Below are 18,077 nucleotides of genomic sequence, written 5' to 3'. Positions count from 1 at the left end.
GCTCGGCGTGAGGCGCTGGCCGTGTGGGTGAACCACTACAACTACCATCGGCCTCATACCTCCTGCGGGGACGCCCCTCCGGCCTCGTTGGCCCCGGCCCGAGTCAACAACGTCATGACCTCTTACAGCTAGGATGACGCGGGACGGCCCGGCCCACCCCGCCGGGCGCATCCCCCACCCCCGGAAGAGAGGCCCGTCCGTGATCACCCTGGACCGCCCGACCCTGACCGCCCGCGCCCTGGAGGACTTGACCGCCTCCGCCCTCGTGGTGGGGGTGGGCACCGGCCCGGACGGCCCCGTGCTCCTGACGGACGCGCTGCCGGCCGAGGCGGCCACCGCCCTCGAGGCCTCGTTCGAGCTGCTGGGCGTGCGGGGCGCCGAGGACGAGGTCCATCGCCTGCCGGGCCTGGGCGGCGTGCCGGTGCCGCTGCTGGTCCTGGCCGGCGTCGGCGGTCTGGACGACGACGGCGAGGCCGCGGACGAGTCCCTGCGCCGCGCCGCCGGGGCTGCCGTGCGCTCCCTGGCCGGCACCGACGCCGTGGCCCTGGCCCTGCCGGCCGACACCCCGGCCCGACTGGCCGCCGTCGCCGAGGGCGCCGTCCTGAGCGCGTACGCCTTCACCGCCCAGAAGTCCGAGCGCGCCCGCGCCGAGACGGACACGTCCCGTCCCGTCCGCGAGGTCGAGGTCGTCACCCCGCTCGCCGCCGCGGACGCCGACCCCGTGCTGCGCCGGGCCGCCGTCGTGGGCGACGCGGTCTGCGCCGTGCGCGACCTGGTGAACACGGCCCCCTCGCACCTCTACCCGGCCACGTTCGCGGACGCGGTCACGGAGGACCTCGCGGACTCGTCCGTGAGCGTGGACGTGTGGGACGAGGACCGCCTGCGCGCCGAGGGCTTCGGCGGCATCCTCGCGATCGGCCAGGGCTCCTCCCGCCCGCCGCGGCTCGTGCGCATCGAGCACGCGCCGGCCGACGCCGCCGCGCACATCGCGCTGGTGGGCAAGGGCATCACCTTCGACACGGGCGGCATCTCGCTGAAGCCCGCCGCCTCGATGATGACGATGAAGTCGGACATGGCCGGCGCCGCCACCGTCTTCGCCGTCGTGCGCGCCGCCGCGGCCCTGGACGTCCCTGTGAAGGTGACCGGCTGGCTGGCGCTGGCCGAGAACATGCCCTCGGGCACCGCCATCCGCCCGTCCGACGTCATCACGATGTACGGCGGCAAGACCGTGGAGGTCATGAACACGGACGCCGAGGGCCGCGTCGTCATGGCCGACGCCCTCGTGGCGGCCACCGACGAGCGCCCCGACGCGGTGCTCGACGTGGCCACCCTCACCGGCGCCCAGCTGGTCGCCCTCGGCGTGCGCCACACGGGCGTCATGGGTGACGACGCGCTGCGCGACGAGGTCGTCGCCGCGGCCGACGCCGCCGGGGAGCTCGCGTGGGGCATGCCCCTGCCGGAGCAGCTGCGCGCCTCGCTCAATTCGCGCGTCGCGGACATCTCCAACATGGGCGACCGCTTCGGCGGCATGATGACCGCCGCCACCTTCCTGCGAGAATTCGTCGACGCCGGACGGCCGGAGGGCGACGCCGCCGCGCGGACCCCCTGGGCCCACCTCGACATCGCCGGTCCCTCCTTCAACGAGTCGGCCGCGTACGGCTACACCCCGCAGGACGCCACCGGCGTGATGGTGCGGACCCTGTTGGGTCTCATCGAGGGGCGTGCCCGGTAAGGTTGGTCCCGATGTCCACCGCATCCCCGGCCGCGCGGCCCGCCGCCGACGGCCGGGGGTGGCGGTGACGCACCACCACCACGATCCACCGAACCCAGCACCAAGGAGCAACACCGTGGCCGACAAGGCAACCGCTCAGGAATTCGACGTCCTCGTCCTCGGCGGTGGCTCCGCCGGGTACGCCGCAGCCCTGCGTTCCGTGCAGTACGGCAAGTCCGTCGCCCTCGTGGAGAAGTCCAAGGTCGGCGGCACCTGCCTGCACTGGGGTTGCATCCCCACGAAGGCCTACCTGCACGCCGCCGAGGTGGCCGATGAGACCCGCAACGCCGCCAAGTTCGGCGTCAACGCGACCCTCGAGTCCGTGGACATGGCGAAGGTGCGCGACTACAAGGACGGCATCGTCGCCGGCAAGCACAAGGGCCTGGCCGGCCTGCTGAAGATGCGCAAGGTCCAGGTCATCGAGGGCGAGGGCAAGCTCGTCTCGAAGAACGAGGTCGAGGTCGACGGCACCCGTTACACGGCGGAGAACATCGTGCTGGCCTCCGGCTCCGTGGCCAAGACCATGGGCCTGCCCATCTCCAAGAAGATCATGACCTCCACGGAGGCCCTCGAGCTGGACTACACCCCGAAGTCGGCCATCGTGCTCGGCGGCGGTGTCATCGGCTCCGAGTTCGCGTCCCTGTGGAACTCCTTCGGCGTCGACGTCACCATCATCGAGGGCCTGAAGACCCTGGTCCCCAACGAGGACCCGGCGATCATCAAGGTCCTCGAGCGCGAGTTCAAGAAGAAGGGCATCAAGACCAACCTGGGCACGTTCTTCGACAAGGTCGAGGAGACCGACTCGGGCGTCAAGGTGACCCTCGCGGACGGCAAGGAGTTCGAGGCCGAGGTCTGCCTCGTCGCCGTCGGCCGCGGCCCGAACACCGAGGGCCTCGGCTACGAGGAGCAGGGCGTCAAGATGGACCGCGGCTTCGTCCTCACCGACGAGCGTCTGCACACCGGCGTCGGCAACATCTACGCCGTGGGCGACATCGTCCCCGGTCTGCAGCTGGCGCACCGCGGCTTCCAGCAGGGCATCTTCGTGGCCGAGGAGATCGCCGGCAACAAGCCGATGGTCGTCGAGGACATCAACATCCCGAAGGTCACCTTCACCGAGCCGGAGATCATGTCCGTGGGCTACACCCAGCCCAAGGCGGAGGAGAAGTTCGGCAAGGACAACGTCGAGGTCGCCGAGTACAACCTGGCCGGCAACGGCAAGTCCTCGATCCTCGGCACCGGCGGCATCATCAAGATGATCCGCCAGAAGAACGGCCCGATCGTGGGCGTGCACGGCATCGGCAAGCGCATCGGCGAGCAGATCGGCGAGGCGCAGCTCATCGTGAACTGGGAGGCCTACCCCGAGGACGTCGCCCAGTTCGTGCACGCGCACCCCACGCAGAACGAGGCCCTGGGCGAGGCCGCCATGGCCCTGTTCGGCCACCCGCTGCACAGCTGACCCACCGCACTGACCATCCCGGGTCCGTGCGTCGGGCCCACCTCGCAACCCCGGGTGGGCGCCCCCGGCGCCCACCCCTCATGAGGAGCATCGGAACCATGTCTGAAACCGTGAACCTGCCCGCCCTGGGCGAATCCGTCACCGAGGGCACCGTGACCCGCTGGCTCAAGGCCGTCGGCGACGAGGTCGCCGTCGACGAGCCCCTGGTGGAGGTCTCCACCGACAAGGTCGACACCGAGATCCCGTCCCCCGTGGCCGGCGTGCTCGAGGAGATCCTGGTCGAGGAGGACGACACGGTCGAGGTCGGCGCCCCGCTGGCCACGATCGGCGACGGCTCCGGCGGCGGCTCCGCCGACGCGTCGGAGGACGACGCCGCGGCCGAGGAGCCCGCCGTCGAGGAGGCGCAGCAGGACGACGCCCAGCAGGAGCCCGCAGGCGAGCCGGCCCCGGAGGAGCGCGCCTCCACCGACCAGGGCTCGGACGAGGCCCCGTCGGCCGGCGGCGAGGCCTCCGAGGTCACCCTGCCCGCGCTGGGCGAGTCCGTGACCGAGGGCACCGTGACCCGCTGGCTGAAGTCCGTCGGCGACGAGGTCGAGGTCGACGAGCCGCTGCTCGAGGTCTCCACCGACAAGGTCGACACCGAGATCCCCTCCCCCGTGGCGGGCACCCTCCTGGAGATCCGTGCGGAGGAGGACGACACCGTCGAGGTGGGCGCCGTCCTCGCGCTCGTCGGCTCCGGCTCCGCCGGCGGCGGCTCCGCCCCGTCGGAGGGCTCCTCCGGTCAGGACGAGGCGTCCGCCGAGGAGATCGAGGACAAGGCGACCGAGGCCGAGGCCCCCGAGGAGACCGAGGAGGCCGCCGAGGCCGCCGGCGCCGAGAAGTCGGAGAAGACGCCCGAGGCGTCCCCGTCCGAGGAGGCCTCCCGGCGCGAGTCCGCTGAGCGCGACTCCGCGCAGGCCGAGTCCGCCGAGGCGCCCTCCGCCACCGAGCCCGGCCAGGGCTACGTGACCCCGCTGGTGCGCCGCCTGGCCCACCAGAACAACGTGGACCTGTCCACGGTCCGCGGCACGGGCGTCGGCGGCCGCATCCGCAAGCAGGACGTGCTCGCCGCCGCGCTGGCCTCGCAGGCCGCCGCGGGCGGGTCCGAGGCTCCGGCCGAGCAGGCCTCCGAGGCTGCCGCCCCGTCGTCGGCCCCGGCCGCTGCGTCCGCCCCGGCCGCGAGCTCCTCCGTGGACCCCTCGGTCCGCGGCGAGGTGGAGAAGGCGCCGCGCATCCGCCAGGTCATCGCCCAGCGCATGCGCGAGTCCCTCGACCTGTCCACCCAGCTCACCCAGGTGCACGAGGTGGACGTCACCCGCATCGTGCAGCTGCGCAAGAAGGCCAAGGCCTCCTTCCAGCAGCAGGCCGGCGTGAACCTGACGTACCTGCCGTTCATCACCAAGGCGGTCGCCGAGGCCCTCAAGCAGCACCCCAAGCTGAACGCGTCGTTCTCCGAGGACAACAAGGAGATCACCTACCACGCGTCCGAGGACATCGCGATCGCCGTGGACACGGAGAAGGGGCTGCTGGTTCCCGTCATCAAGGACGCCGGCTCCCTGAACCTGACGGGCCTCGCCCAGAAGATCGCCGACGTGGCCGAGCGCACCCGCACGAACAAGATCTCGCCGGACGAGCTCTCGGGCGGCACGTTCTCGATCACGAACATCGGCTCCGTGGGCGCGCTGTTCGACACGCCGATCATCAACCAGCCGCAGGTCGCGATCCTGGGCACCGGTGCGATCGTGAAGCGCCCCATGGTGGTGACCGACGCGGACGGCAACGACTCGATCGCCATCCGCCACATGATGTACCTGTCCCTGACCTACGACCACCGCCTGGTGGACGGGGCCGACGCGGGCCGCTTCCTGACGACGCTGCGTCAGCGTCTCGAGGGCGGCGAGTTCGCCAACGAGCTGGGTCTCTGACGGAAAGGGAGAAGGACTGTGGATATCCTGCACAGCATCCTGGTGGCCGTGCACATCGTGTCCGCCGCAGCGATCGTGGGCGGTTGGTTCGCGCACTTCCGCAACCCGACCGTCACCACCTCGCAGTGGTGGGGCTCCGTGGGCATGATCGTCTCCGGCGTGGTGCTTTTCGGCCTCGCCATGAGCGGGGAGCCGAACCACATGAAGCTGGGCGTCAAGTTCCTGATCGGCGTCATCGTCTTCGTGGCCGCCCTGATCGGCCGCCGCAAGTCCAACCGCGGGGAGGTCGTGCCCACGGGCCTGGCCCACGCGGTGGGCGGTCTGGGCCTGGTGAACATCCTGGTCGCCGTCCTCTGGCAGTGATCAGCCCAGGCGGCTGACGCCGCACCACGCCGCGGGCCCCGGGGAGCTTCTCCCCGGGGCCCGCGGCGTCCCCCCGTCTGGACCGCCGGCCTCCGGCGCTGGATCCGGGCCCGGGGTCAGCGCGGATCGACGGTCTCGACCCGCCACGTCCGACCCGCCGCGCCGCCGTCCCGCCCCTCGGGGCCCTCTCCGTGGCCGCTGCGCAGGACCAGCACGACCTCCTCGGCCGTCGCCTCCCGATGCGCCGCCACGCGTCCCGCGCGGTCCAGCACGGTGTGGGCCGACGTCCGGAGCACGGCGTCGACACGCAGCGCGTCGTCCCCGGCCCGCCGGGCGGGTCCGGCCTGCTCCACCGTCACCTCGAGGCCGGAGAAGGCGAACCCCTCGTCCGTCAGCCGGCGCAGCAGATCCCGGTCGTTCTCCCACGCCGGTCCCCCGGGCACGGCGTAGGCGTCCAGTCGCGCAGGCTCCGGGTCGATGAGCGCGGCAGTCCGGGCGTGGCCGACCGCGGCCAGCGCCTCGCCCACGTCGACGGCGTCCTCCCCGGCGGCGTCCTCCCCGGGGGCACCCGCGTCCGGCACCCTCGCCGGCGTCCCGCTCTCCGGCGTCCCGTCCGCCGGGCGCGCCGCGTCCACCGAGGTGCCGGCCGGCACCGCGCCCGCCGGCTCCGGCGCCCCCTCCGTCGCGTCGCCCAGGGACGCCGGCCACCACAGCCCGGCGGTGCCGCCGCCGACGGCCAGCGCGGTGGCCAGCCCGGCGGCCACGAGGACGCCCCGGCGTGGCGCCGCCCCCCGTCGGCGCGCGAGCGCGCGCCGTCTCGGAGCCGCGCGTCGTCCCCGGCGTCGCCGCGTGGGCCCGGAGCCCGGCAGCACCGTGGGCAGCAGGTGCGCCACCTCGGCGGGGGCGGCCTCTCCCAGCGGGACCGGCTCGGGCCGGGCCGTCGCGTATACGGCTGCGGCGGCCTCCTCCGCGCTCGGCCGCGCCGCCGGGTCCGGGGAGAGCGCCGCATCGAGCAGCAGCGCGAGCTCGGGGGACGCTTCGGGGACCAGGACGGGCAGCGGCGCCCGATGCCCGGCGGCGCCCGGCGCCCGACCGGTGAGCGCGTACCAGCCCAGGGCGGCCCACGCATGGACGTCACTCGGCGCCCCCACCGCCGGAGACGCCCCCGGTTCCGCCCCGGCCCCCTCCACCGCGGCGAGCGCCTCGGGGGCCGCGAAGCCCGGCGTCGCCCCGGCCCCCGACGCCCCGCCGACCACCCGGGCGACGCCGAGGTCGGCGAGGGCCGGGCTGCCGTCGACGCCGAACAGGACGTTCGCCGGGGACACGTCGCCGTGCACCACCCCCTCGCGGTGCAGGCACGCGAGAGCCTGGGCGATCGGGACGAGCACGGTGACGGCCTGCCCCGGGCTCAGGGGTCCGACCCGCTGCACCATGTCCTGCAGCGTGCCGGCCGCGCGGTGCTCGGTGAGGACCCCGAGGCCCCGGTCCGTCTCCACCACGCCGAGCACGCGCAGCAGATGGGGATGCGCGACCCGTCCGGCCTGCGCCTCCGCCGCCAGCGCATCCGGCGCCGCGCCGGCACGGGGCACCTTCAGGGCGGCCCGGACGCCCCGACCGTCCTCGACGAGCCAGACCTCCGCCTGGGCGCCCGCGCCGAGCAGCCGGACGGGTTCCCAGCCCGGGGCGCGCGGCGCAGCCGTGCCCGGCTCCGACGACCTCTCCGGTTCGGTCTCCGGCCCGCCGCCGACGCGTCCGGCCGCGCCGCCGTCCGCCTCGTCCCAGTCCCGCATCGGTCTCCCCTCTCCGCCGCGCCGTCCGTTCCAGCCCAGGGTGCCGCATGTCCCCGAGCGTCACGGCGGTTGTCCACAGGTCCGGGCCCGAGGACTACAGTGGACGTCATGCCCGAGACACCCCTGCCGCCCCTGCGCGTGCTCGGCCTGGCGCCCGACCTGGTGGACTACCACGCCGCCTGGGACGCCCAGCGCGCCCTGCACGCGGACGTCGTCGCCGGCCGCTCCGACGGCGAATTCCTCCTCCTGGAGCACGAAGCCGTCTACACGGCCGGTCGTCGCACCGAGGACGCCGAGCGCCCCACGGACGGCGCCCCCGTCGTGGACGTGGACCGCGGCGGCAAGATCACATGGCACGGGCCGGGCCAGCTGGTCGGCTACCCCGTGGTCCGGCTGCGCGACCGTGCCCACGTCAAGGACTACGTCTGGTTCCTTGAGGAGCTGCTGATCCGCACCGCCGCCGAGTTCGGCGTCACGGCCGTCCGCGTGGACGGGCGGGCAGGCATCTGGGTCCTCGCGGACCGGGACGACGACGGCACGGCCCGCCCGGACCGCAAGGTCGGCGCCATCGGCCTGTCCATCCACGACGGCGTCTCCATGCACGGCTTCGCGCTGAACTGCTCCAACTCCCTGGCCCCCTACGAGGGGATCATCGCGTGCGGCATCACGGACGCCGCCACCACCACCCTGTCGGTCGAGACGGGCCGGACCATCACGCCGGCCGACGTCGTCCCGGTGCTCACCCGTCATCTGGACGAGCTCGGGCCGGCGTACATCGCCGTCACCCCCACGGAAGGAATCCCCGCATGAGCCTCGCCCCCGAAGGCCGCCGCCTGCTGCGCGTGGAGGCGCGCAACGCCGAGGTGCCCGTCGAGCGCAAGCCCGAGTGGATCAAGGCCAAGGTCCACATGGGCCCCGAGTACATCGGCCTGAAGAACAAGGTCAAGTCCGCCGGCCTGCACACCGTGTGCGAGGAGGCCGGCTGCCCCAACATCTTCGAGTGCTGGGAGGACCGCGAGGCCACGTTCCTCATCGGCGGCGACATCTGCACCCGCCGGTGCGACTTCTGCGACATCACCTCCGGCAAGCCGCGTCCCCTGGACATGGAGGAGCCGCAGAAGGTCGCCGAGAACATCCGCGAGATGGACCTGCGGTACGCCACCGTCACGGGCGTGGCCCGTGACGACCAGAAGGACGGCGCGGCGTGGCTCTACGCGGAGACCATCCGCCGCATCCACGCGCTCAACCCGGGGACCGGCGTCGAGATCCTGCCGCCGGACTTCGGCGCGGTGCCGGAGCTCGTCCAGCAGGTGTTCGACGCGCGGCCCGAGGTGTTCGCGCACAACCTGGAGACGGTGCCGCGCATCTTCAAGCGCATCCGCCCGGCCTTCACATACGAGAAGTCCCTCAAGGTGCTCACGATGGCCAAGGCCGACGGGCTCGTCACCAAGTCCAACCTCATCCTGGGCATGGGCGAGGAGGACCACGAGATCGACCAGGCCCTGGTGGACCTGCACGAGGCCGGCTGCGACATCATCACCATCACGCAGTACGTGCGGCCCTCGAAGCTGCACCACCCCATCGACCGCTGGGTGAAGCCGCAGGAGTTCGTCCAGTGGTCCCAGCGCGCCGAGGAGATCGGCTTCCAGGGCGTCATGGCGGGCCCGCTGGTGCGCTCGTCGTACCGCGCGGGCAAGCTCTACGCGCAGGCCATGCAGCGCCTCGGCCGGACCCTGCCGGAGAACCTGGCGCACCTGGCCGGGGAGAAGACCGCCCGCCAGGAGGCCTCCGCTGTCGTCGCCCAGATGTCCTGAGCCGCCCGACTAGACTGGATCCCGTCATGACGAAGAACAGCCAGCCCCCCGCATCCTCCTCCGGCTCCACCTCCGCCACGGTCAAGGAGGTCAAGGCCATGCAGCGCGAGCGTCGCCGCCACGAGAAGGAGCAGACGAAGGCCCAGCGCCGGGACAAGCGCGCCGCGAAGGGCCCGGGCGTGATCTCCCAGCTCAAGCAGGCCTACGCCATGACCAAGGCGCACGACCCCAAGGTCGGTCTGTGGATGCTGCTGGCCTTCCTGGCCGCCCTCGTCGTCGGCCTCGTCATCGGCCTGCTGCTGGACAACTGGATCACGTGGCTGCTCATCGCGATCCCGTTCGGTGTGCTCGCCGCCGTCGTCATCCTGAACCGGAAGGCGCGCCGCGCCGGGTTCGCCCAGCTCGAGGGCCGCCCCGGCGCCGCCGGCGCCGCGCTCTCCACGCTGGGCCGCGGCTGGATCGTGCCCGAGCAGCCGGCCGCCGTGAATCCGAAGACCCAGGACCTCGTCTACCGCGCCGTGGGCCGGCCGGGCGTGGTGCTGGTGACGGAGGGCCCCTCCCCCCGCGTCGCCGCGCTGGTGGGCAAGGAGGAGAAGGCCATGCGCCGCTTCCTGCCCGGCGTGCCCGTCACCGTGGTGGAGTCCGGCAACGGCCAGGGCCAGGTCCCGCTGCACGAGCTGCCCGGCACGCTCAAGGGCATGAAGAAGGCCCTCACGGCACAGGAGGTCCAGGCCGTGGACAAGCGCCTGACCGCGCTCAACACCAACCGACTGCCCATCCCCAAGGGCGTCGACCCGAACAAGGTGCGCCCGAGCCGCCGCGCGATGCGCGGCCGCTGAACCGGCCGCAGACGACAGGGGCGCCCCGCCGACGCACGGCGGGGCGCCCCTGTCGTGTGCGGGCGGGACGGTCACATGCGGATCTCGACGGTGTCCGCGAGCTTGTCGTGCATGCCGCGCCCGTCCGGCCCGACGACGACGGCCGGCAGCACGAGGCACAGCAGGGCCGTGCGCAGCAGGATCCGGAGCAGGCCGGCCGGGCGGCCGCCGACGCGGACGACCTGGATGCGGCACACGGCCTTGCCCACCGTGGTGGCCAGCAGGGTGAGACCGATCACGTGCATCGCGGCGAACACGAGGAGGGTGGCGATCGCGTCGGCGTCGAAGGCCAGCCACGAGATGCCCAGGGCGATGAACCAGTCGAGGACGAGGGCGCCCATGCGGCGGGCCGCCGTCGCCATGGAGGCCGGACCGCGCTCCGGCAGGCCGAGCAGGTCCCCCGGCCAGCGGCCGCCGGCGCGCCCCCCGCCGGGACCGTCCACCCAGCCGGCCAGATCGCGGCGCGTGATCAGCGGCTCCGCTCGGCCGGTCGTCTCGGTGCGGTCCTGGGGGTCGGGTGCTCTGCGTGCCACCCCACCAGCGTAGTGCGCGACCACGGCACGCGCGCCGGTCTGGCGGGGCCACGCCGGGCGCGTAGTATAGAGGCGTCCGCCGTCGCAGGCGTCGCCGCCACACACAGGAAGGCCAGGAGCGAACCATGTTCACCTCCCCCCAGGAAGTCCTCACGTACATCAGGGAAGAGGGGGTCGAGTTCGTCGACGTCCGCTTCACCGACCTCCCCGGGCTGCAGCACCACTTCAACGTGCCCGCCTCGAGTGTCGACGAAGACTTCTTCGTCACCGGCCAGCTCTTCGACGGCTCCTCCATCCGGGGCTTCGCCGGCATCGCCGAGTCCGACATGCAGCTCATCCCGGACGTCGCGACGGCCTTCGTGGACCCCTTCCGGGTCCGCAAGACCCTCACGATGAACTTCTCCATCGTGAACCCCCGCACCGGCGAGCCCTACCTGCGCGACCCGCGCGGCGTGGCCCAGCGCGCGGAGGCCTACCTGAGCTCCTCCGGCATCGCCGACACGGCGTTCTTCGCCCCCGAGGCCGAGTTCTTCATCTTCGAGGACGTCCGCTACGAGTCCTCCCCCCGCGGCTCGTTCTACGCCGTGGACTCGGACGAGGCCTGGTGGAACGCCTCCCGCGAGGACGAGGGCGGCAACCTGAGCCACAAGACCGGCCTCAAGGGCGGCTACTTCCCCGTCTCCCCCACGGACAAGCAGGCCGACCTGCGCGACGAGATCTGCGCCGTCCTCGCCGAGGTCGGGCTCACCGTGGAGCGCTCGCACCACGAGGTGGGCGCGCCCGGCCAGGCCGAGATCAACTACCGCTTCAACACGCTGACCCACTCGGCGGACGACCTGCAGAAGTTCAAGTACGTCGTCAAGAACGTCGCCAACATGTTCGGCAAGTCCGCGACCTTCATGCCCAAGCCCGTCTTCGGCGACAACGGCTCCGGCATGCACTGCCACCAGTCCCTGTGGAACGGCGGCGAGCCGCTGTTCTTCGACGAGAAGGGCTACGCGAACCTCTCGGACACCGCCCGCTGGTACATCGGCGGCCTGCTGAAGCACGCCTCCGCGGTCCTGGCCTTCACCAACCCCACGGTGAACTCCTACCGCCGCCTGGTGCCGGGCTTCGAGGCCCCCGTGAACATGGTTTACTCGCAGGGCAACCGCTCGGCGGGCATCCGCATCCCGATCACCGGCTCCAACCCGAAGGCCAAGCGCATCGAGTTCCGCGCCCCGGACGCCTCGGGCAACCCGTACCTCGCGTTCGCCGCGCAGCTGATGGCCGGCCTGGACGGCATCCGCAACCGCATCGAGCCGGCCGAGCCGATCGACAAGGACCTTTACGAGCTGCCGGCCGAGGAGGCCGCCGACATCCAGAAGGCACCCGCCACCCTGGACGAGGCCCTGAACGCCCTCGAGGAGGACCACGAGTTCCTCCTGGCCGGCGACGTGTTCACCGAAGAGCTGATCGAGACCTGGATCGCGTACAAGCGCGAGATGGAGATCGCCCCGCTGGCCCTGCGCCCGAACCCCTACGAGTTCGAGCTGTACTACTCGGTCTGATCCGCCCGCCGCGGCCCCGACGACGGCCGTTCGTCTCCCACGCCGGAGGCGGGCGGCCGTCGTCGTGCCCGGCCGCGGAATAGTCCGGGGCCGGTGGGCGCTGGATCTGTGGAGACCTCCGCCCGGCCGGGCGGCCCGCAGACCAGGAGCACCATGACCGAGCACACCGCCCCCACCCCCCCGCCGCTGTCCCTGCTGGACCTCGCCCTCGTCCGCGACGGCGCCCCGATGTGCGAAGCCTTCGCCGAATCCGTGGAGCAGGCCCGCGTCGCCGAGGCCGCCGGCTTCCGGCGCGTCTGGTACGCGGAGCACCACAACATGCCCTCCATCGCCTCCTCCGCCACGGCCGTACTCATCGCGCACGTGGCCGCCCACACCGACTCGATCCGCCTCGGCTCCGGCGGCGTCATGCTGCCCAACCACTCGCCGCTGGTGATCGCCGAGCAGTTCGGCACCCTGGCCGAGCTGCACCCCGGCCGCATCGACCTGGGCCTGGGTCGCGCCCCCGGCACCGACCAGCGGACGCTGCAGGCGCTGCGCCGGGATCCGTCGGCGGCCGAGCGCTTCCCGCAGGACGTGCTCGAGCTGCAGGGCTACCTCACCGGCCAGAGCCTGATCCCCGGCATCGACGCCTACCCCGGCAAGGGCACCAACGTGCCGCTGTACATCCTCGGCTCCTCGGCGTTCGGCGCCCAGCTGGCCGCGCAGCTCGGCCTGGGCTACGCGTTCGCGAGCCACTTCGCACCGCAGATGCTCGAGCATGCGGCGCGCCTGTACCGGGAGCACTTCGAGCCCTCCGAGGCCCTCGCGGAGCCGCACTTCATCGCGGCGGCCAACGTGATCGCCGCGGACACCGAGGAGGTGGCCGAGCGGGAGTGGCAGGCCGCGCAGCGGGCGCGCATCCGGATGATGCTCGGCCGGGGCCGCACCCTCACCGACGACGAGGTCGAGATGCTGCTGCACTCCCCCGCCGGTCAGCAGGTGCTCGGGATGCTCGAGTGCACGGCCGTGGGCACCGGCCCGACGACGGCGGCGTGGCTGCACGACTTCGCGGCGCGGGTCCAGGCGGACGAGCTGATCATCACGACGGCGGCCCAGGACGCCGGCGTGCGGCGACGCACCCTGGAGCTGCTCGGGGAGCACGTCGTGCGCGCCTGAGCCGGCGCTCGCGACACCGGAGCACGGCCGGCCCGCCACCCCGTCGAGGTGGCGGGCCGGCGTCGTTCAGAGCCCGTAGAACCGGGTCTCGAACACCTGACGGGCCAGGCGGGTCACCCGCAGGTAGCGCTCCTCGAGCTCCCCGCCGGCCGTGCCCACCCCGCTGAGGCGGGCCACGGCCTCGAGGTCGCGCATGTTCGTGGGCAGCACGTCCGAGACCTTGCCCGTCCACAGCAGCAGGGCGGCGCGGATCCGGGTGGCCAGCAGCCACGCCTCCTCCAGCACGGCGACCTCGGCCTCGGGCAGCAGCCCGTGCCGGGCGATCGCCCGCAGGGCCGGCAGCGTGCCGGTGACCCGCAGGTCCTCGACCTCTCCCGCGTGGCGCAGCTGCAGGGACTGCACCAGCCACTCCACGTCCGAGAGCCCGCCGCGGCCGAGCTTGACGTGCCGGGAGGGGTCCGCGCCGCGGGGCAGGCGCTCGGCCTCCACACGGGCCTTGATGCGCCGGATCTCCCGCGCGTCCGCGGTGGTCAGGTCCCCGGCGTAGCGGACGCCGTCGGCCCACCGCCGGAAGTCGGTGGCGAGGTCGTCGTCGCCGGCCAGGGGCCGGGCGCGCAGCAGCGCCTGACGCTCCCACACCTCCGCCCAGCGCCCGTAGTACTCCCGGTACGAGTCCAGGGTGCGCACGAGCGGCCCCTGGCGCCCCTCGGGGCGCAGGTCGGCGTCCACCTCGAGCGGCCGCTCGCCGGGCAGCGGCGGGGTCGCGGGGCGGTGCAGCAGGGACATCAGCGTCCGCACGACCTCCTCGGCCTGCTCGCGCGCCCGCCCCTCGTCGACGCCGGGGCGTGGCCGGTGCACGAACAGGGCGTCGAGGTCCGAGCCGTAGGTGATCTCCCGGCCGCCCTGGCGGCCCATGGCCACCACGAGCACGTCGGTGAGCGGGTCGGCGTCCCCGACGACGGCGCGCGAGGCCACGCGCAGGGCGCCGACGACGGTGATCTGGTCGATGTCCGACAGGGCCCCGGTGACGGCCTCGAGGTCCAGCAGCCCCGAGATGTCCGCCAGGGCCACGCGCAGGGTCTCGCTGCGGCGCACCTGCCGCACGTGGCGGACGGCGGCCGGGGCCTCCTGCGCGGCCACGCGGCGGTCGAGCCGCGCGTCGACCTGGCGCCAGAGCTGTATGGCGCCCCGGGGGTCGAGCTCCCGGTCGTCCCCCACCCAGGCCACGGCCTCGGGCGAGTGCTCGAGCAGGTCCCCCACGAACCGGGAGCCGGACAGGACCAGGCACAGCCGCCGGGCGGCGTCCGAGGAGTCGCGGAGCATCCGCAGATACCAGGCCGTGCCGCCGAGCGACTCGGAGAGCCGGCGGAAGGCGAGCAGGCCGCCGTCGGGGTCGGCGCCCCGCGCGAACCACCCGAGCATGGCCGGCAGCAGCTGCCGCTGGACCGCGGCCCGGCGCGAGACGCCCTGCGTGAGGGCCTCGATGTGCCGCAGGGCGCCCTGCGGGTCGCGGTAGCCCAGCGCCGCCAGGCGGTCGCGGACGGCCTCCGCGGACAGCCGCACGTCCTCGGCGGACAGGGCGGCCGTCGTCGACAGCAGCGGCCGGTAGAACACGGTCTCGTGGAGACCGCGCACGGCGCGGCGCACGCGCGTGAACTCGGCCTGGAGGTCCTCGCCGGTGGCGGGGCCCCGGTCGGCGGCGCCGCGCAACGACCGGGCGACGACGCGGCGGGCCTCCTCCTTGACCGGCATCAGGTGGGTGCGCCGCAGGTGCACGAGCTGGATGCGGTGCTCGAGGGTGCGCAGCCACCGGTAGTGCTCGTCGAACGCCCGCGCGTCTCGCGTGGTGACGTAGGAGGCGGCGTGCAGCGCCCGCACCGCGTCGAGCGTGCCGCGCACCCGCAGCGACTCGTCCGCACGGCCGTGCACGAGCTGGAGCAGCTGGGCCGTGAACTCGACGTCGCGCAGACCGCCGGGCCCGAGCTTGATCTCCCGCTCGCGCTCCGCGGGGGCGAGGGTGTCCAGGACCCGGGCGCGCATGGCCCGGACGGACTCGACGAACCCGTCGCGCGCGGAGGACTCCCACACCCGGGGCCAGATTTCCGCGATGTAGCGCTCGCCGAGCTGTGGCGAGCCCGCGATCGGGCGGGCCTTGAGCAGGGCCTGGAACTCCCAGCCGTGGGCCCAGCGGCGGTAGTACTCGGCGTGGGACTCCACGGTGCGGCTCAGGGCGCCGTCCTTGCCCTCGGGACGCAGGTTGGCGTCGACTTCCCACAGTCCCGGCTCGGGGGCCGCACCCTGGATCACGCGGCCGATGCCCGCGGCCAGCTCGGCCGCGAGCGCGGCGGCGCGCGGCCCGTCCGGGACCTGGGCGTCGGGGTCCGCGCCGTCCGCGGCCTCGCGGACGGCGTGGGCGAACACGACGTCCACGTCTGAGACGTAGTTGAGTTCGCCGGCGCCGCACTTGCCCATGCCGATCACGGCGAGGTCCACGCGGTCCACCACGGGGCCCTCCCGCTCGGTGAGGACGGCTCGTGAGACGGCGAGCGCCGCGTCCACGGTGGCGCCGGCCAGGTCCGCGAGCCAGCGGCCCACCGAGGGCATGGCCGCCGTGGGCTCGGCGGAGTCGAGGTCGCGCAGGGCGATCGCGGCCAGCTGGCGGCGGTAGGCGCGGCGCAGGGCGACGGCGGCGTCCTTGCCGGTGACGGCCGCGAGGGGGCGGTCGGCGTCCGGGTCGGCGCCCACCGAGTCCAGGAGCAGGCGGCGCAGGGCGGCGGACGCATCACCCCAGGGCTCGCCGGCGGTCGGGTCGGGCTGGGCGAGGGCGGGCGCGGTGGCGGCGGCCGCGTCCGGGTCGAGGACGAGGTCTAGGTGCTCGGGACGGCGGATGAGGAACTCGCCGAGGGCCTCGGAGGCGCCGAGCAGCCGCAGCAGGCGGGCCGTCGTCCCGGGGTCCCGGAGGGCGTGGTGGACGCGGGGCTCGCGCTCGGCCAGGCGCACCCACAGCAGCAGGGCCCGGTCGGGATCGGCGGCGTGGCCGAGGAGCTCGACGAGGGGACGCACGTCCACGCCCTCGAACTCGGGCGAGGTGAGCAGCGTCTGCACGCGGCCGGCGTCGGCGACGCCGGCGTGCGCGAGGGTGCGGCGGTCCGGGGCGTCGGCGGTCGCCGCGTCGGGCAGGGCGGACACGGCCGGCGCCTCAGAGGCCGGAGAGGTAGCGCCGCAGCTCGTACGGCGTGACCTCCACCCGGTAGTCGTCCCATTCCTGGCGCTTGTTGCGCAGCAGGGCGTCGAAGACGTGCTCGCCCAGCACGGATGCCACGAACTCGGACTCCTCGGCGGCGCGCAGGGCGTCGTGCAGGGTGCCGGGCAGGGGGACATGGCCGAGCACGCGCCGCTCGTGGGTGGTCAACGCGCTGATGTCCTCGGCGGCGGCCTCGGGCACCTCGTAGCCCTCCTCGATGCCCTTGAGTCCGGCCGCGATCAGCAGGGCGTAGGCGAGGTACGGGTTGGCCGAGGCGTCGATGCCGCGGTACTCGATGCGGGCCGAGCCGGCCTTGTCCGGCTTGTACAGGGGAACGCGCACGAGGGCGGAACGGTTGTTGTGCCCCCACGAGGTGTACGACGGGGCCTCTCCCCCGCCCCAGAGACGCTTGTAGGAGTTGACGAACTGGTGGGTCACCGCGGTGATCTCCACGGAGTGGCGCAGCAGGCCCGCGATGAACCGGCGGCCCGTGACGGAGAGCCGGAACTCGTCCGCAGGGTCGTAGAACGCGTTCGCGTCGCCCTCGAAGAGGGAGAAGTGAGTGTGCATGCCGGAGCCCGGGTGGTGGGAGAACGGCTTGGGCATGAACGTGGCGTACGTGCCCTGGGCGGCGGCGACCTCCTTGACGACGGTCCGGAACGTCATCACGTTGTCCGCCGTCGTGAGCGCGTCCGCCGCGCGCAGGTCGATCTCGTTCTGGCCGGGGCCGTTCTCGTGGTGGCTGAACTCGACGGAGATGCCCATGCCCTCGAGGAGGCTGACGGCGTCGCGGCGGAAGTCGGCCGCGTCGGAGCCGGGCACGTTGTCGAAGTAGCCCGCGCGGTCCACGGGCACCGGCTCCCCGTCCGGGCCGGGCTGGTCCGACTGCAGGAGGTAGAACTCGATCTCCGGGTGGGTGAAGCACGTGAAGCCCCGGTCCGCGGCCCGGTCCAGCACGCGGCGCAGCACGTGCCGCGGGTCGGCGGGGGCGGGCCGGCCGTCCGGGGTGAGCACGTCGCAGAACATCCGGGAGCTCTGTCCCTGGTCGCCGCGCCAGGGCAGGATCTGGAAGGTCGAGGGATCGGGCTGCAGCAGCATGTCCGACTCCGAGATGCGGGTGTATCCGTCGATCGAGGAGCCGTCGAAGCCCAGGCCCTCCGTGAAGGCGTTCTCCACCTCGGCCGGAGACAGGGCCACCGACTTCAGCGTACCGATCACGTCCGTGAACCAGAGCCTGACGAACCTGACGTCCCGGTCCTCGATGGTGCGGAGCACGTAGTCCTGCTGTCGATCCATGCCGCCACTCTAGATGTTGTGGGTCATGAGGTTCTTGCCACGAGGCGCCGGCTGAGATGAGACGAGTGGGCCCCGCCCCGCAGGATGGAAGTTCCTACACCACCCACCTGCCAGAAGAGACCCACTCATGACTCACGCTAACGCACCCCTGACCCCCACCGGCCGTCTCAGGATGGTCCACCGCCACCTGAACGACGGGATCCCCCAAGCCCATGTCGCCGCCGAGTTCCGCGTCAGCCGCCCCACGGTGGCCACCTGGG

The 18,077-nt window shown here is 73.3% G+C and carries 14 protein-coding genes and 1 pseudogene; 11 read left to right on the top strand and 4 right to left on the bottom strand.

The window, feature by feature from the left end:
- From MF605_RS11270 to MF605_RS11250, 5 genes are all read left to right on the top strand, one after another.
- Positions 1 to 132 (top strand): integrase core domain-containing protein (locus tag MF605_RS11270; RefSeq protein WP_143736221.1); only part of this gene is annotated, 132 nt, incomplete at its 5' end.
- A 67-nt stretch (positions 133 to 199) separates the two neighbouring features.
- Positions 200 to 1,732 (top strand): leucyl aminopeptidase, encoded by a 1,533-nt coding sequence (locus MF605_RS11265; RefSeq protein WP_134416825.1) that lies wholly within the window; start codon positions 200 to 202, stop codon positions 1,730 to 1,732.
- A gap of 115 nt (positions 1,733 to 1,847) precedes the next feature.
- Positions 1,848 to 3,227 (top strand): dihydrolipoyl dehydrogenase, encoded by a 1,380-nt coding sequence (lpdA, locus tag MF605_RS11260; protein WP_036336938.1) that lies wholly within the window; start codon positions 1,848 to 1,850, stop codon positions 3,225 to 3,227.
- Between the two features lie 98 nt (positions 3,228 to 3,325).
- Complete coding sequence (sucB, locus tag MF605_RS11255) at positions 3,326 to 5,191, top strand: 2-oxoglutarate dehydrogenase, E2 component, dihydrolipoamide succinyltransferase (RefSeq protein WP_060774488.1); 1,866 nt, start codon at positions 3,326 to 3,328, stop codon at positions 5,189 to 5,191.
- 18 nt (positions 5,192 to 5,209) lie between these two features.
- The gene (locus MF605_RS11250; protein ID WP_010078527.1) at positions 5,210 to 5,554 is read left to right on the top strand and encodes a hypothetical protein; all 345 of its coding nucleotides are present in this window, start codon (positions 5,210 to 5,212) and stop codon (positions 5,552 to 5,554) included.
- Between the two features lie 116 nt (positions 5,555 to 5,670).
- Here MF605_RS11250 and MF605_RS11245 read toward each other — a convergent pair whose 3' ends face one another.
- On the bottom strand, positions 5,671 to 7,344 hold the full coding sequence (locus MF605_RS11245; protein WP_049146952.1) for a serine/threonine-protein kinase: 1,674 nt from the start codon (positions 7,342 to 7,344) through the stop codon (positions 5,671 to 5,673).
- Positions 7,345 to 7,452: 108 nt separating this feature from the next.
- On the opposite strand from MF605_RS11245, the gene lipB reads away from it, so the two are divergent.
- Genes lipB through MF605_RS11230 form a run of 3 tightly spaced genes read left to right on the top strand, consistent with a single transcriptional unit; the run spans position 7,453 to position 9,997 of the window.
- On the top strand, positions 7,453 to 8,154 hold the full coding sequence (lipB, locus tag MF605_RS11240) for a lipoyl(octanoyl) transferase LipB (protein WP_036314221.1): 702 nt from the start codon (positions 7,453 to 7,455) through the stop codon (positions 8,152 to 8,154).
- Positions 8,151 to 9,158: a lipoyl synthase gene (gene lipA / locus MF605_RS11235; RefSeq protein WP_002857341.1), complete on the top strand. Its 1,008-nt coding sequence runs from the start codon at positions 8,151 to 8,153 to the stop codon at positions 9,156 to 9,158. Before lipB ends, lipA begins: the two co-directional genes overlap by 4 nt.
- Before the next feature lie 26 nt (positions 9,159 to 9,184).
- Positions 9,185 to 9,997, top strand: a complete 813-nt coding sequence (locus tag MF605_RS11230) for a DUF4191 domain-containing protein (RefSeq protein WP_134416826.1) — start codon at positions 9,185 to 9,187, stop codon at positions 9,995 to 9,997.
- 71 nt (positions 9,998 to 10,068) lie between these two features.
- Here MF605_RS11230 and MF605_RS11225 read toward each other — a convergent pair whose 3' ends face one another.
- Positions 10,069 to 10,569, bottom strand: a complete 501-nt coding sequence (locus MF605_RS11225; RefSeq protein ID WP_134416827.1) for an RDD family protein — start codon at positions 10,567 to 10,569, stop codon at positions 10,069 to 10,071.
- A 125-nt stretch (positions 10,570 to 10,694) separates the two neighbouring features.
- Between MF605_RS11225 and glnA (MF605_RS11220) the strand changes: the two genes are divergently transcribed.
- Positions 10,695 to 12,119: a type I glutamate--ammonia ligase gene (gene glnA / locus MF605_RS11220; protein WP_095694673.1), complete on the top strand. Its 1,425-nt coding sequence runs from the start codon at positions 10,695 to 10,697 to the stop codon at positions 12,117 to 12,119.
- Between the two features lie 153 nt (positions 12,120 to 12,272).
- On the top strand, positions 12,273 to 13,277 hold the full coding sequence (locus tag MF605_RS11215) for an LLM class flavin-dependent oxidoreductase (RefSeq protein WP_134416828.1): 1,005 nt from the start codon (positions 12,273 to 12,275) through the stop codon (positions 13,275 to 13,277).
- A 66-nt stretch (positions 13,278 to 13,343) separates the two neighbouring features.
- On the opposite strand, the gene MF605_RS11210 is transcribed toward MF605_RS11215, so the two are convergent.
- Together MF605_RS11210 and glnA (MF605_RS11205) are read right to left on the bottom strand one after the other, a co-directional pair.
- A complete protein-coding gene (locus MF605_RS11210) occupies positions 13,344 to 16,466 on the bottom strand; it encodes a bifunctional [glutamine synthetase] adenylyltransferase/[glutamine synthetase]-adenylyl-L-tyrosine phosphorylase (RefSeq protein WP_134416829.1) in 3,123 nt (1,040 codons plus the stop codon).
- Between the two features lie 10 nt (positions 16,467 to 16,476).
- Positions 16,477 to 17,817, bottom strand: coding sequence for a type I glutamate--ammonia ligase (glnA, locus tag MF605_RS11205; RefSeq protein WP_134416830.1), 1,341 nt, complete (start codon positions 17,815 to 17,817; stop codon positions 16,477 to 16,479).
- Between the two features lie 127 nt (positions 17,818 to 17,944).
- Between glnA (MF605_RS11205) and MF605_RS11200 the strand changes: the two are divergent.
- Positions 17,945 to 18,077, top strand: a pseudogene (locus tag MF605_RS11200) (helix-turn-helix domain-containing protein); the annotation flags it as partial.

It is taken from the genome of Micrococcus luteus, from assembly GCF_022664405.1.
Taxonomy (GTDB): domain Bacteria; phylum Actinomycetota; class Actinomycetes; order Actinomycetales; family Micrococcaceae; genus Micrococcus; species Micrococcus luteus.
Note: the sequence above shows the minus strand (reverse complement) of the source record. Positions and strands in the feature narration are given on the sequence as shown.